Here is a 14,199-nt window from a genome sequence, read left to right on the forward strand (position 1 = left end):
GCGCCAGTCAGGGTCGGTCATGCCGGCGCCCCCTCTCGCAGCCAGCGCACGAACGCGCGCACTTCATCGGCCAGCGCCGGCGAATCTCCGTGCTTCGCGATCTGCGCGACGAGCGCACTGCCGACCACCGCCGCGTCGGCGTAGCGGCCCACGTTGCGCACATGTTCCGGGCGCGACAGCCCGAAGCCGAGCGCGATCGGCAGCGTCGCGTCCTGGCGCAGACGCTCGACCAGCGCGCGCGCATCATCAGCGACCTGTTCGCGCACACCCGTGACGCCGAGCCGCGAGATCGCGTACAAGAAGCCCTTCCCCAGTTGGTCGGCCTTCCGCACGCGCTCCCCCGTCGTCGTCGGACTGAGCAGGAAGATGGGGGCGAGACCGTGCGACACCAGGACGTCACGCGTCGGCTGCGCTTCCTCGAGCGGGAGGTCGAGCAACAGCACGCCGTCGACCCCGACCTCGGTGGCACGCGCGGCAAACGCCTCCACCCCGTAGCGGACGACGGGGTTGGCGTAGCTGAAGAGGATGAGGGGCGCGCGCACGTCGGCGCGCAGGTCGGCGACGAGATCCAGCACGCCGCGCAGCGACGCACCCGCGCGAAGCGCCCGTTCCGACGACCGCTGGATCTCCGGACCATCGGCGAGCGGATCCGAGAACGGCACGCCAATTTCGATGACGTCGGCACCACCCTCGTCCACGGCGCGAATCACCTCGCCCGAGCGCGCCAGTGTCGGATCGCCGCCCGTGACGAAGGCGACAAGTCCCGTCCGGTTCTCGGCCTTCATGCGTGCGAACGCCTGGTCCAGCCGCGCGCTCATGCCTCACCTCCGAGGCGGTGCTGGATGCTCTGGACGTCCTTGTCGCCGCGTCCCGACAGATTGACGAGCACGAGTCCGTCCGGACCGACCTCGCGCGCAACGGCTTCGACTGCCGCGATGGCGTGCGCGGACTCGAGCGCGGGCAGGATCCCTTCGAGACGCCCGAGCCGTTCGAAGGCAGCGAGCGCTTCGGGATCCGTCGCGTACCTGTACTCAGCCCTGCCGCGCTGCAGCAAGTCCGCATGCTCAGGTCCCACCGCCGCGTAGTCGAGACCCGCCGAGATCGAATGCGTCAGCGAAATGTTGCCCGCCTCGTCCTGCAGGACCCACGTGCGCGTGCCCTGCAGCACGCCTGGCGTCCCGCCGGCGAAGCGCGCGGCATGCCTGCCGCCTTCGATTCCTTCGCCGCCGGCCTCCACGCCGACGAGTCGAACGCCCTCGTCAGCGACGAACGCGTCGAAGAGGCCCATCGCGTTGCTGCCGCCGCCGACGCACGCGACAGCCGCGTCAGGCAGCCTGCCGTACTGCGCCATGCACTGCGCGCGCGCCTCCTCGCCGATCACCGACTGGAACTCGCGCACCATCAGCGGATAGGGATGCGGGCCGAGCGCCGACCCGAGCAGGTAGTACGTGTCGCGCACCGTGGCCACCCAGTCACGCATCGCCTCGTTGATCGCGTCCTTCAACGTGCGCGAGCCAGAGTCCACGCCACGGACCTCGGCGCCCAGCATGCGCATGCGGAAGACGTTGAGCGCCTGCCGCGCCATGTCGTCGACGCCCATGTAGACCACGCACTGCAGGCCGAGCAGCGCGCACACGGTGGCTGTCGCCACGCCGTGCTGGCCCGCGCCGGTCTCGGCAACAATCCGGTGCTTGCCCATGCGGCGCGCGAGCAACGCCTGTCCGAGCGCGTTGTTGATCTTGTGCGCGCCCGTGTGCGCGAGATCCTCTCGCTTCAGCAGGATCGTGGCGCCGCCGCACGCCGCCGACAATCTGCGTGCCTCGTAGAGCGGCGTCGGTCGGCCGACGAACTGCCGCAGCAGGTCCTCGAACTCCGCGATGAACGCGGCGTCGTGTCGCACCTCGAAGTACGCCGCGGCCAGCGCGTCCATCGGCGCCACGAGCGTCTCGGGCACGAAGCGCCCGCCGAACTCGCCGAAATACCCTCGGGCATCGGGATCCCGACGCCCGAACACGGGACGTCCCCGGCCCGCCTCCGCTGCCATCGTCATTGCGCTGATTCCTGTTCTGTGTGGGATGCCGACGCCGACCGTTGTCGTACCGCATCCGCCTCTCGCACCGCCGCGATGAACGCCCGCATGCGTGCATGGTCCTTGATACCGGGCACCGACTCCACCCCTGACGCCACGTCCACAGCCCATGGCGCCACGACTCTCACCGCGTCGCCGACGTTCTCCGGACGCAGGCCGCCAGCCAGCACGAGATGTCGCTCCGACGCGATCGTTGCTGCCTGTTGCCAGTCGATGGTGCGACCCGTTCCACCGATGGTGACCGGATCGTGCGCGTCGACAAGGATGCCGGCATCCGTTGCACGCCACGGATTCCGCTCATACGACGCAAGCGGCATCGCCTTCACCACGGCGCGCGGGAACCCTATCCAGTCCTCCGGTTCCTCACGCCCGTGCAACTGCACGGCCGTCAGGCCGACGAAGTCAGCGATGACACGTACGTTGTCGCGCGTCTCATCGACGAACACGCCGACTACGGATACAAACGGTGGCAGCACGGACACGATGGCCCGCGCCTGCTGCTCGTCCACGGTGCGCGGACTGCGCGCCCAGAAGATGAGACCGATGGCATCGGCGCCTGCGTCGACAGCGGCGACGGCATCCGCCACGCGCGTCATGCCGCAGATCTTGATCCGTGTCATCGCGGCGCCTCGCCGGCCGCGTCCGCGTCGGCCATGACTCTGGCCAGCGCGGCGCCGGGCTCCGGTTCCGTCATGAATCGCTCACCCATCAGGAACGCGTGGTACCCGGCCTCGCGCAGGCGCGCGAGATCCTCGCCGGTACGCAATCCGCTCTCCGCCACGCGCACGCGCGCCGAGGCGACGATCGGCGCAATCCTCCGCGACGTTTCGATCGACACGGCCAGCGTCTTGAGGTTCCTGTTGTTGACGCCGACGATGGTCGCGCCGGCATCGATGGCTCGGCGCGCCTCGTCCTCGTCGTGGACTTCAGTGAGGACGTCGAGACCGACATCATCGGCGTACGCCAGCAGCCGTGCAAGGGTCACCTGGTCCAGTGCCGCAACGATGAGCAGCACCGCCGACGCACCGGCCACAGCGGCCTCCGCGATCTGGTACTCATCGACGGTGAAGTCCTTCCTCAGCAGCGGCAACGACGGCTGGGCGCGTCGGACGTTGATCAGATGTTCGAGTGCGCCATCGAAGAACGTCGGCTCCGTCAACACGGACACCGCCGCCGCACCAGCCGCTGCATAGGCGCCGGCGATCGCCACAGGGTCGTATGTCTGCCGCAGCACGCCCTTCGACGGCGAACGGCGTTTGCACTCGGCGATCACGCGGATGCCAGGTGCGGCGAGCGATTGCGCGAACGAAGGCCGCGATCCGCGACCCGTTGCGCGCGCGTCCGCAAGTTGCCGCTCCAGGTGCGCGAGCGGCACGCGCACCCGAGCGACATCGACGCGCGTATGTGCGGCGGCGACGATCGCGTCGAGCACCGACGGTGTACCGGCGGTCATGCCTGTTGTTCCTCGGGTGCATGCGACACGCGCACGAGATCGGCGAGCGTACGCGCGGCCTGCCCGCTGTCGACGGCTGCCGCCGCCATCAGCACGCCATCGGCGACGCTCGATGCGCGCCCTGCGACGAAGAGACCCGCGCCGGAGTTGAGCAACACGATGTCGCGGACAGGACCCGTCGCGCCGCCGAGCACCGACGTCGCGATCGCCGCGTTGTGCGCGCCATCGCCGCCTCGCAGATCGTCGATCGACGCTTTGGGCAGGCCGTATGCAGCCGGATGGATGAAGAACGTCCGCAGCAGGCCGTTGCGACATTCGGACACCTTCGTGTATCCGGTCGTCGACACCTCGTCCAGGCCATCCGCCGCATGTACGACCCACACGTGCGCCGACCCGAGCAATCCCAGCGCGCGCGCCACGAGTTCAGTCAGTTCCGGGCGCGGGACGCCGACGAGCTGTCGCGTCGTGCCGGCGGGATTGGTCAGCGGGCCGAGCAGGTTGAACGCCGTACGCACGCCGAGTTCACGCCGCACGGACGCCGCATGACGCATGGACGGATGGAACGTCGGCGCAAAGAGGAACGCGATACCGGCCTCTTCCAGGCAACGCGCGGCGACAGCAGGCGACGCGGCCACATTCACGCCGAGCGCCTCGAACACGTCGGCGCTCCCGCTGCGGCTCGACACGGATCGATTGCCGTGCTTGGCCACGCGCACGCCGCACGCCGCGATCACGACGGCCGCCATCGACGACACGTTCACGGTCCCGGCGTTGTCGCCTCCCGTGCCACACGTATCGAACACCTCGTCGAAGCGTTGCGGCAGAGGGACCGACGCGGCGCGCATCGCGCGCGCGAGCCCCACCAACTCCTCGGGACGCTCGCCCTTCGATCGCAGCGCGATGAGGAACCCGGCAATCTGCGCCGGTGTCGCGTCGCCGCGCATGATCGTGGCCATCGCGACGGCCGCCTCGTCGGCGGTCAGCGCATCATGGCGTTGCAGCTTCTCCAGCAGGGGCGCGAACATCACAGCTCCAGGAAGTTGCGCAGCAGGTGGTGGCCCGGTTCGGTGAGGACCGATTCGGGGTGGAACTGCACGCCGTGCATCGGATACTCCGCGTGGCGCAGGCCCATGATGATGCCGTCTGTCGTGGTGCGCGCCGTCACGGCGAGCACGTCTGGCAGTCCGTCGGGCGACACGATCAGGCTGTGGTAGCGCGCTGCCGTGAATCCCTGCGCGATGTCGCGGAACACCCCCTTGCCGTCGTGCTCGACCTGCGAGGTCTTGCCGTGCATCAGCACCGGCGCATTGACGACGCGGCCGCCGAAGGCATGGCCGATGGCCTGATGCCCGAGACACACGCCGAGCGTCGGAATGCGTGGACCGAACTCGCGCAGGACGTCGACCGAGATGCCCGCATCCTCGGGTCGTCCGGGTCCCGGCGAGATCACGATGTGCGACGGCTGCAGGGCCGCGATCTCCGCCAGCGTGATCCTGTCGTTGCGATGCACGGCCACCTCGGCCCCGAGCTCGCCGAAGTACTGCGCGAGGTTGTAGGTGAACGAATCGTAGTTGTCGATCAGCAGGACCATGATCAGCCGGCGTGACGCCCGAGTGCGTGGGCGAGTTCGAGCGCACGCAGCACCGCGCGCGCCTTGTTGAGGCTCTCGTCGTACTCGGCGGACGGATGGCTGTCGGCCACGATGCCGGCGCCGGCCTGCACGTAGGCGGTCCCGCCGTGCATCCACACGGTGCGAATGGCGATGCAGCAATCGAGATTGCCCGCGAAATCCAGGTATCCCACAGCACCGGCGTAGACGCCGCGCGGCCGGCCCTCGAGCTCCGCGATGATCTCCATCGCGCGAATCTTCGGTGCACCGGAGACGGTGCCCGCCGGGAAGCACGACACGAGCGCGTCGAGCCTGTCGGCGCGATCGTCGAGCGTCCCGACCACGCGCGACACCAGGTGCATCACGTGCGAGTAGCGCTCGAGCGCCATGAACTGCGGCACCCTGACGCTGCCGTACGCACACACGCGGCCAAGGTCGTTGCGTCCGAGGTCCACGAGCATCACGTGCTCGGACCGCTCCTTCTCGTCGCGCTTGAGCTCTTCGCCGAGACGGAGGTCCTCATCGTGCGTCGCGCCGCGCGGCCGCGTGCCTGCGATGGGATGGGTCTCGGCCTGCCCGCCTTCCACGCGCACGAGCATCTCCGGCGACGACCCGACGATCGACAGATCGCCCACGCGCGTGAAGTACATGTACGGCGAGGGGTTCACGTGCCTGAGCGCGCGGTAGACCGAAAAGGGATCCGCCTCGAGATCCACTTCGAACCGTTGCGACAGGACGACCTGGTAGATGTCGCCGCGTGCGATGTACTCCTGCGCGGTGCGCACGTGGCGCTCGAAGTCCTCGCGTGTGGTGAGCGCCCGGACCGCGGGCGGCGCCGTCTGGTCGCCGCCGGTGGCAATCGGTTGCGTGTGCGCCTGTTCGAGCTCGCGCTGCAGGAAGTCGAGGCGCGCGTTGGCGAACTGGTACAGGGACGCCAGGTCGTCGCTCGGCGTGATGCGCGCGTTCGCGATGAGCAGGATGCGGTGCTTGACGTGGTCGAAGGCCAGCACCGTGTCGAACAGCATGAACGCCGCCTCGTCGCGCGGATCCTGCTGGTCGTCGAACTGGCGCCACACGTCCTGCAGGGCCGGTTCGAACCATGGCGACGCGTCGTAGCCGAAGAACCCCACGGCGCCGCCGGTGAAGCGCGGCAGGCCTGGCACGAACGGCGACCGGTACTCCGCCATGATCCGGCGCAGCGCTCCCACGAACGATTCGTCGAGCGCCGAGGACTGACCGCCCTGCTCGAGCACGGCCCTGCCGTCGCGCGCGCGGAGCACGAGAAACGGGTCCTTGCCGAGGAACGAGTAGCGCGCCACCTGCTCGCCGCCCTCGACGCTCTCGAACAGGAACGCGTAATCGGAATGTTCCGCCACGCGCAGGAACGCCGACACGGGCGTCAGGAGGTCGGCGAGCAGTTCGCGGCACACGGGCACGAAGGTCCCGCGGCCGGCGAGATCGACGAACTCTTCGAAAGTGGTCTGGGTCATCGCTGACATGAGGTCTCCGGCGCGAACGCCAGGTGTGGCGCTTCGGCGTGGATGGCGGCGCGCATGGCGTCGATCGGCGGCTCGACGGGGAACCAGGTGGCCACCTGCGCACCGGCCTGGGCCACGAGCATCTCGAGTCCGCCGAGCGTGGCGCAGCCCGCGGCTGCCGCGTCGCGCAGCAACTGCGTCTGGCCCGGGTTGTAGACGAGGTCGTACACCAGCCCTCCACCCGCGAGACACGCCGCGTCGACAGGCGTGGCATCGACGTGCGGGGCTGTTCCGACGGGCGTGGTGTTCACGAGCACGTCCCACGACCCGGCGGGCGGCGGCCACTCACCTGTTGCCGCGCCGAGATCCGCGAGCGCGGCGGCTTGTTCGCGACGACGCGCGTACACCGTGACTGTCGCGCCCTCGTCGTGCAACCCGGCAGCGACGGCACGCGCCGCGCCACCTGCCCCGAGCACGGCGACTCGCGCGCCGCGCAGCGGCACTCGCGACCGCAACGGCAACAGGAAGCCTTCGACGTCGGTGTTGCCGGCGACCCACCCGCCCGGCGTGCGCGTGAGCGTGTTGGCGGCGCCCACTCGTTCTGCGACGGGCTCTGCACTCGCCGATCGGGCAAGCGCGTCGAGCTTGAACGGCGCCGTGACACTGAGGCCGCGCACGCCGAGGTGGTCGGCAAACGAGAGGAGGTCGTCGATGTCGCGAGCTTCGAGCGGCACGTACACGCCGTCGATGCCACGCGCACGGAGCGCGGCGTTGTGCAACACCGGCGACAACGAATGGCCAATCGGACGGCCCGCCACGCCCAGCACCAGCGTGTCGGCCGAATGCCGGCCGACGCCATAGCGCTCGCGCATCACGATGGGTGTCACTTGCCCCGGTGCGATGGCGCCCCCCCCATACGTCCAGCGCGAGCCGAACCGCTCCGGCAGGAGGCGCGACGCCAGACCTGTCGTGCCCATCGCGATCAGCACGACGGGAACGTCGCCAGCCGCTGTCGCCGCTTCCGCGAACGCCGTCTGATCCATCAGGCAACCGGGCGTGACGGCCACCTTGACCACACCTGGCCGGCGGGCGGCCATGTCCCGCACGAGCGCGGGCACGTCGGCCGGCATCCCTGCGAAATCGTGGCGCGACAACACCACACGGCCCGGGAAGGCGGCAATCACCGCATCGCCGAACGCGGCGTCCCACTCGACGTCCACGAATGCCGCACCCAGCCCGAGCGCCTCGCGCAGGACGACTTCGCGCTGCCCCTCCTCCCCTTCGAAGCGCCCTCCCTCGCGGACCGGACGCAGGGTCACGATCGCGCGGGCAGTCGCCTCCCCCAGGACATCGGCCAGCGGCAACGCCGGCAGTCGATCCAACCTGAACTCCACGAGATCGGCCACGCGCAGCGCGTCAGCCCGCGCCGGCGCGAGTGCGTCAGGAGCGAGATCGGCCAGCGTGGCGACGAGGGACGGGGAGAACATGGGCGGCTCAGGGCTTGCGGCTTACGGTCAGACGGCAAAGGGCAAGAGGGTGATGTTCGTCATTGGTCATTCGTCGTTGCCGCATCAAATGAAAACGCCCCATCGGCGAGAGGCCGAAGGGGCGCCAGGTACGCGATTCGCGTGGTGCTGGTCTGTGCGCGGCTAGACGGCCGCCCCTTCGACTGAGGACCCAAACCACCACCAATAGCGCGTCGTGGACGACGCACTGCGCGTGATGAGCCCGGAGACGAAGGAGAACGCGACACAGCCCCGCATGTCGGAGGAACCCTACCAAAGTCGCCAGAGCACGTCAACGACAACAACGATTCGAGGCGGCTTGCTTGACCCTCTCGGGGGCGCATGTCATAACCGACACCACAGTGCCCGAGCTGCCTCCGGTCATCGCCGGTCCGATTCGTGGGTTGGTGCTGGCCGTCGTCGCGCTCGCGTCGTTGAGCGTGGACGTGCCCGCACGCGTGGCAACGTTCCCCATGTCCGAGATCCGCCGCGGCCAGGTCGCCGAGGGCATCACGCGCATGGACGATGGCGAGCGCGTGACGTTCAACGCGCACATCCTCGGGATACTGGACGATGTCATCGGGCCGAAACGGCAGGTGATCCTCGCGCGTCTCGAAGGGGCCAACCTCGAACAGACGGGCGTCATCGCCGGCATGAGCGGCAGCCCGGTATATATCGACGGCCGGCTCGTGGGCGCCGTGGCGTATTCACTGGGCCAGTTCCCCAAGGTGCCGATCGCGGGCATCACGCCGATTGGCGAGATGTCCGACGCGACGCGTCCGGGTGCCGGGACCGCACCACGCCAGGTCGCGGCGTTCCCGCTCGACACGCCGCTCACGCCCGACGCACTGCGCAACGCGTTCCTGGCGTCGTTCCCTGGACGGGCCGGGGTACGCGTCGAAGCAACAGCGATGGGCGCCATGGGGCTGGAAGCCGCGGGGAGCCCCGTTCTCCGCCCCATCGCCACGCCGCTCTCCATGGGTGGCTTCACCGGTTCGGTCGGTGCGTGGCTCACAGACACCCTGACGGCAGCAGGATTCGCCCCCGTCTCGGCCGGCGCATCGTCGTCACGGGCCGCCGGCCGTGCGGCCCACGCGCAGGGTGCCCTCGCCAATACGGCAGCACCAGTTGACGCATCTCCGCTGCAGCCCGGCGACGCCGTCGGCGTCAGCCTGGTGCGGGGCGACCTCTCGCTCGGTGCCACGGGCACGGTGACAAGCGTCGACGGTCCACGGGTCCTGGCATTCGGCCATCCGTTCTTCAACCTCGGCCCCACGCACCTGCCGATGACGCGCGCCCACGTCGTGGCCGTCATCCCGAGCCTCGCCAACTCGATCAAGCTGGCGCAACTCGGGGACGTCCTCGGCGTGATGGACCAGGATCGGGCCACGGCCATCGCGGGCACGATCGGCGTCACGCCGCAGACGATTCCCATGACCATCGGGCTGCGTGCCAACGGCGGTGCCACGCGATCGTTCTCGTTCGAGGTGAGCGAGGATCCGCTCTTCTCGCCGCTGATCGTCTTTGCCACTGTCGCCAACGTCCTGCAGTCCTACCAGCGCGACGTCGGGGCCTCGACGATTCGCGTCCGCGGCACGGCGGCCATCGGCTCGACGACGCTTCACCTCGACAACGTGTTCGGCGGCGACAACGCCGTCGGCACCGCGGCTGCCTCGTTGGCGGCCCCGCTGGCCGCTGTGCTGCGCAGCGATCTCGGCACGCCACGCGTCGGCCGCATCTCGCTCGAACTCGACAGCGACGAGCACCAGCGCACGTCACGCCTCGACCGCGTGTGGCTTGCCGAACCACGGCCTCGCGCGGGAGACACGGTGACCCTCCTCGTCGAGACCCGCGGTTACAGGAGCGCCCCACAGGTCCATCGCCTGCCCATCCCCATTCCGGCCGCGACCACCGGCCTGCTGCAACTGCAGATCGTGGACGGCTCGTCTCTGGCGCAACTCGAAGGGCGGCGCCGGTCGCTCGAACAGGCGCGCAGCGTCGACGAACTTGTGACGCTGCTGAACCAGGCGAGGCGTGGCGACAGGTGGTACGTCCGACTCGTCCGCCCGGCGCAGGGCTCTGTGATCAACGGCCGCGACATGCCCGCGCTCCCCGGCAGTGTGATGCAGGTCCTCGGCACCACGCCCGGCGTCGTCTCCACGGCGCTCGATCAGGTCGTCCTCGGCGAATGGGAACTCCCGGCCGATGCCGTCGCCACAGGCCAGCGCGCGCTCGCCATCACTCCTCTCGTTCCGTAAGCGTTACATGACACACGCGTCACGCCTGTTCCTGACGATCGCCGCCACGACGGCCGTTGTCGTGCTTCCCGTTCGCGCCGCCGGTCCTTCCCGCTGGGAAACGGGGACCAGCGACCAGTGGATGGCGGGCCGCGGCGATCACGTCGCAATCACGCGCGACGGCCGGCTCTCGCTCGGTCCCGATGTCCGCGTGCTCCACGAGGACGCGGCCCCGGCCATGTGGACCGCGGTCACGGCGCCCGACGGTACCGTGTACGCCGGCACCGGCAACGAGGGGCAGGTCCTTGCGCTGTCTGGCACCACCACACGCGTATTCTGGGACAGCGACGAACTGCAGGTGCACGCGCTGGCCTGGCACGACGGGGCCCTGCTCGCCGCGACCTCGCCGGACGGCAAGGTCTATCGCGTGGCGCCGGATGGTACCGCGACGGTCTTCTTCGATCCCGAGGACACGTATGTGTGGGCGCTCGCCGTCGACCGGCAGCAGCAGGTGTACGTCGCCACCGGCGGCAGGGGACGCGTGTATCGCCTGCCGCGCACCGGCGGCGAGCCGACCACCATCTTCGAGAGCGCAGCCGCCAACGTGACGGCGCTGCTGCTGGCCGACAATGGCGACCTGCTCGTCGGCACAGACAGCCCGGGACGGCTGTATCGCGTGCCGGCCGGGGGATCGCCGTTCGCACTGCTCGACGGCCCGCACTCGCAGGTCCAGGCCATCAGGCAGGCGGTCGATGGCACGATCTGGGTGCTCGCCGGCTCGCCCGGGGCCTCTCCGGCCGCCGCGCAGCCGGCTCCGACCACGGCATCAACGGCGCCTGTCGCGTCGGTGTCGACGGAGGTCACGATCGTGGCCATCGGCGACACGACGAGCATCGTCAGTGCATCGCCGTCTGGCGGCGCGACGAGCACCGCGGGCAACGGCGTGGCGAAGGGGGCCGTGTATAGGCTCGGGGCAGATGGACTCGTCGATCAGTTCTGGGAAGCCACGGGCGAACTCCCGTACGACCTGCTGCCGACATCGTCGGGGCGACTGCTGGTCTCGGCCGACAACGGCGTGGTGTACGCGCTCGACGGCGATCCCGTGCGCACGGCGCGCATCGCGCAGGTGCCCGGCCGTCAGTTGACGCGCATCCTCCCGCGCGGCTCGGGATACCTGCTCACCGCGTCGAACCCAGGGAAGCTCGTGGAACTTGCGGGGACCGCAGCGACGAAGGGCTCGTACACTTCGGATGTGAAGGACGCCGCAACAGGGGCGACATGGGGAGTCGTGCGCTGGGAGGGTGAACAGCCGTCCGGGAGCACCGTCAGGTTCGCTACGCGCAGCGGCAACACGTCGACGCCCGACGACACGTGGGCACCGTGGGTGCCCGCCCGCGACGATGCAGGCGAACTTCGCATCGCGAGTCCCGCCGCACGATACCTGCAGTGGAGGATCGATCTCGCCGGTGCGCCCATCGTGGATCACGTCACGGTCACGTATCTCCCGCGCAATCAACGTCCGCGGCTGACGTCGCTCACCTTGCACGCACCGGGCGTCGTCTTCCAGCAGCCGTTCGGCGCCCAGGAACCTCCGGACCTCGCGGGGTACCAGGCCACCACACCCGCGCCCGTGCGCGATCAGGCGATTGCCGCCGCCACGCCTGCGACGGCCACGGCGGCGCCTGTCGGACGACGCCTGTTCCAGAAGGGCTTCCAGACATTCCAGTGGGACGCCAACGATCCCGACAGCGACGACCTGCGCTATCGCGTCTCGGTGCGTCGCGGCGGCGGGCACGCCTGGCGCGACATCGCCACGGATCTCGTGGGGACGGTCTTCACGTGGGACACGTCGCAGTTGCCCGACGGCCGATACATGGTGCGCGTCGTGGCGTCGGACGGCAGGGCGAATCCGTCGGGAGCCGCGCTCCAGGGCGAGCGCGAGACCGGCCCGTTCACGATCGACAACACGCCGCCGGTGATTCGCGTGACCGAACCGCCCGCAACGAAGGCGGCGGCGCCCCGCACGACCCTGACCTTCGAGGTGATCGACGCCACCTCGACGCTGGGCCGCGTGGACATGCTGCTCGGCAACGGCGAATGGCGCTCGCTGTTCCCCGATGACGGCGCGCTCGACAGCCTGCGGGAACGCTTCACGGTCCCGCTGACTGATGTCGGGAACGGTCCTGTCGTGCTGCGGGCGACCGACAGCCTCGCCAACCTCACAACGCTGGAAGTGACGCCCCGCCGCTGACGTCGGGCAGGCGTCAGCCGGGCTCGGAGAGCCGGCCGTACCGTAGATGCCGCGATGTCGGCCAGGCTTGATTAGCCGACCTTCCTGGAGATACCCGGAGTGTTGGCAGGGTCGGCTCTCCGAGTCCGGCCCTGCGCCCGCATCGGCGTGCTACGTCGCGATGTCGTCGGCGCCACGTCGTGACGACTGCGGCTTCACCATCGGCGGCCGGACCGTGGTATGGCTCACGAGCCATACGAGGCTGACGGCCACGGGCCTGCCGGCCCGACTGGCGGGCTGGAACCGCGCCGAGTCCTCCAGCGACTGCACGAGCGTCAGGTTCGGCGCGCCATCGAGTTGCTGCGTCTGCTCGACCCGTCCATCACGCGTGACGACCGCGGAGAGTGCCAGCTCGACGTCCTGATCCGTGTCCAGCGAGAGGTCGTTGACGAGCATCAGGGGTGTGACGGCCTCGGCCGAGGCACGCGGCGCCTGCATGCCAGGCGCCAGGGGCAACGGTTCCAAATCCGTGCCCGACAACGCCATCATCGTCACCATCGCGCGGAGGGAGTCGGCGCGCTCGGCGGCCGGCGCAAAAAGCACCAGGCTGGCCGCGAGGCCCGCGCAGACGACCATCGCGGCCGTCGCGCACAGTCCGGCCCACACAAGGTGCATGTCGTCGAAGGCCGCGCGCACGCGCACGGGCCACGACTGCTCCTGTTCGGCGAGTACGCGGCTCACCACGGCACTCGCCACGTTCCGGCGCGCTGGCTCGTCGCCCATGGCGGCAGACATCACCGAGGCTCGATGACGCAGCAGACCACCAAGGTCTTGCAACTCCTCGAAGGCTTCGCGACATGCGCGGCAGGCCCGCAGGTGCTGCGTGACGTCGAGGTGCTCGCTGATCGACAGCTCTCCGTCGCGAAACGCCGAGAGCCGTGCCGCGGTGATGTGGCCAGTGGCGGTCACGGCTGCAACTCCGCGCGCAGCAACTGACGCGCCCGCGCCAGTCGCGACTTCACCGTGCCGACGGCGACGTCGAGCGAGAACGCGATCTCGTCGTAGCTGAGGCCGTCGATCTCCCGCAGGATGAGGGCCGTGCGCTGATCGAACGGCAGTTCGCGCAGCCCCCGCCACACCCTGTCGGCCTGTTCCTTCTGCCGGAGCAGCTTCTCGGGGCCGCAATCATCGCCGGGTGATGGCAGCTCGCCGTGTTCGGTCACATGGGCGTCGAGAGAGACCTGCGCGGATCTGTAGCGACGACGCCACCAGCGCTGCCTGTTACGCGCCTGATTGACGACGATGCGGTAGATCCAGGTGCGCAGGGCGGATTGTCCACGGAAGCGATCGAGCATCCGGAAGACCGTGAGGAACACGTCCTGCGACAGATCCAGCGCCTCCTCCTTGTCGCCAAGGAGATGGAACGCCAGTTGGTAGACCATGCGCTGGTGAGTCTCGACAAGCTCCGTGCAGGCCAGCTCGTCGCCCGACAGGCAGCGCGACACCAGTGCTGCTTCGCCGTCTCCAAGCCCCGCCCAATCGAGCGTGACGGGCTTCATCGAGAGTTCTCCCGCCATCCGGCAGTCACCTCCTGAGCG

The 14,199-nt window shown here is 69.4% G+C and carries 12 protein-coding genes; 2 read left to right on the forward strand and 10 right to left on the reverse strand.

What is annotated here, in order from left to right:
• Window positions 1-17 precede the first annotated feature (17 nt).
• The 8 genes from IT182_03580 to IT182_03615 are packed head-to-tail and all read right to left on the reverse strand — an operon-like array spanning window position 18 to window position 8,116.
• Window positions 18-818 carry a tryptophan synthase subunit alpha gene (locus tag IT182_03580; protein ID MCC6162412.1) on the reverse strand — a complete coding sequence of 267 codons (801 nt, stop codon included), beginning with the start codon at window positions 816-818 and terminating at the stop codon, window positions 18-20.
• Window positions 815-2,044 carry a tryptophan synthase subunit beta gene (trpB, locus tag IT182_03585; GenBank protein ID MCC6162413.1) on the reverse strand — a complete coding sequence of 410 codons (1,230 nt, stop codon included), beginning with the start codon at window positions 2,042-2,044 and terminating at the stop codon, window positions 815-817. The genes IT182_03580 and trpB overlap by 4 nt, the downstream gene beginning before the upstream one ends.
• 2 nt (window positions 2,045-2,046) lie before the next feature.
• A complete protein-coding gene (locus IT182_03590; GenBank protein ID MCC6162414.1) occupies window positions 2,047-2,709 on the reverse strand; it encodes a phosphoribosylanthranilate isomerase in 663 nt (220 codons plus the stop codon).
• A complete protein-coding gene (gene trpC / locus IT182_03595; GenBank protein ID MCC6162415.1) occupies window positions 2,706-3,542 on the reverse strand; it encodes an indole-3-glycerol phosphate synthase TrpC in 837 nt (278 codons plus the stop codon). The genes IT182_03590 and trpC overlap by 4 nt, the downstream gene beginning before the upstream one ends.
• Window positions 3,539-4,567, reverse strand: coding sequence for an anthranilate phosphoribosyltransferase (gene trpD / locus IT182_03600; protein MCC6162416.1), 1,029 nt, complete (start codon window positions 4,565-4,567; stop codon window positions 3,539-3,541). Before trpD ends, trpC begins: the two co-directional genes overlap by 4 nt.
• Window positions 4,567-5,133, reverse strand: a complete 567-nt coding sequence (locus tag IT182_03605) for an aminodeoxychorismate/anthranilate synthase component II (GenBank protein MCC6162417.1) — start codon at window positions 5,131-5,133, stop codon at window positions 4,567-4,569. The genes trpD and IT182_03605 overlap by 1 nt, the downstream gene beginning before the upstream one ends.
• A 2-nt stretch (window positions 5,134-5,135) precedes the next feature.
• A complete protein-coding gene (gene trpE, locus IT182_03610) occupies window positions 5,136-6,641 on the reverse strand; it encodes an anthranilate synthase component I (GenBank protein MCC6162418.1) in 1,506 nt (501 codons plus the stop codon).
• On the reverse strand, window positions 6,638-8,116 hold the full coding sequence (locus IT182_03615; protein MCC6162419.1) for a type I 3-dehydroquinate dehydratase: 1,479 nt from the start codon (window positions 8,114-8,116) through the stop codon (window positions 6,638-6,640). Before IT182_03615 ends, trpE begins: the two co-directional genes overlap by 4 nt.
• Window positions 8,117-8,496: 380 nt before the next feature.
• Here IT182_03615 and IT182_03620 point away from each other — a divergent pair, with 380 nt between their 5' ends.
• Together IT182_03620 and IT182_03625 are read left to right on the forward strand one after the other, a co-directional pair.
• Window positions 8,497-10,392 carry a hypothetical protein gene (locus IT182_03620; protein MCC6162420.1) on the forward strand — a complete coding sequence of 632 codons (1,896 nt, stop codon included), beginning with the start codon at window positions 8,497-8,499 and terminating at the stop codon, window positions 10,390-10,392.
• Window positions 10,393-10,399: 7 nt separating this feature from the next.
• Window positions 10,400-12,622 (forward strand): hypothetical protein, encoded by a 2,223-nt coding sequence (locus IT182_03625; GenBank protein MCC6162421.1) that lies wholly within the window; start codon window positions 10,400-10,402, stop codon window positions 12,620-12,622.
• Window positions 12,623-12,772: 150 nt separating this feature from the next.
• Here the strand turns inward: IT182_03625 and IT182_03630 are convergent, their stop codons facing one another.
• Both IT182_03630 and IT182_03635 read right to left on the reverse strand, forming a co-directional pair.
• Window positions 12,773-13,570, reverse strand: a complete 798-nt coding sequence (locus IT182_03630; protein MCC6162422.1) for a zf-HC2 domain-containing protein — start codon at window positions 13,568-13,570, stop codon at window positions 12,773-12,775.
• Window positions 13,567-14,178 (reverse strand): sigma-70 family RNA polymerase sigma factor, encoded by a 612-nt coding sequence (locus IT182_03635; protein MCC6162423.1) that lies wholly within the window; start codon window positions 14,176-14,178, stop codon window positions 13,567-13,569. Before IT182_03635 ends, IT182_03630 begins: the two co-directional genes overlap by 4 nt.
• Between the last annotated feature and the right edge of the window lie 21 nt (window positions 14,179-14,199).

This window comes from Acidobacteriota bacterium (assembly GCA_020845575.1).
Classification (GTDB): domain Bacteria; phylum Acidobacteriota; class Vicinamibacteria; order Vicinamibacterales; family Vicinamibacteraceae; genus Luteitalea.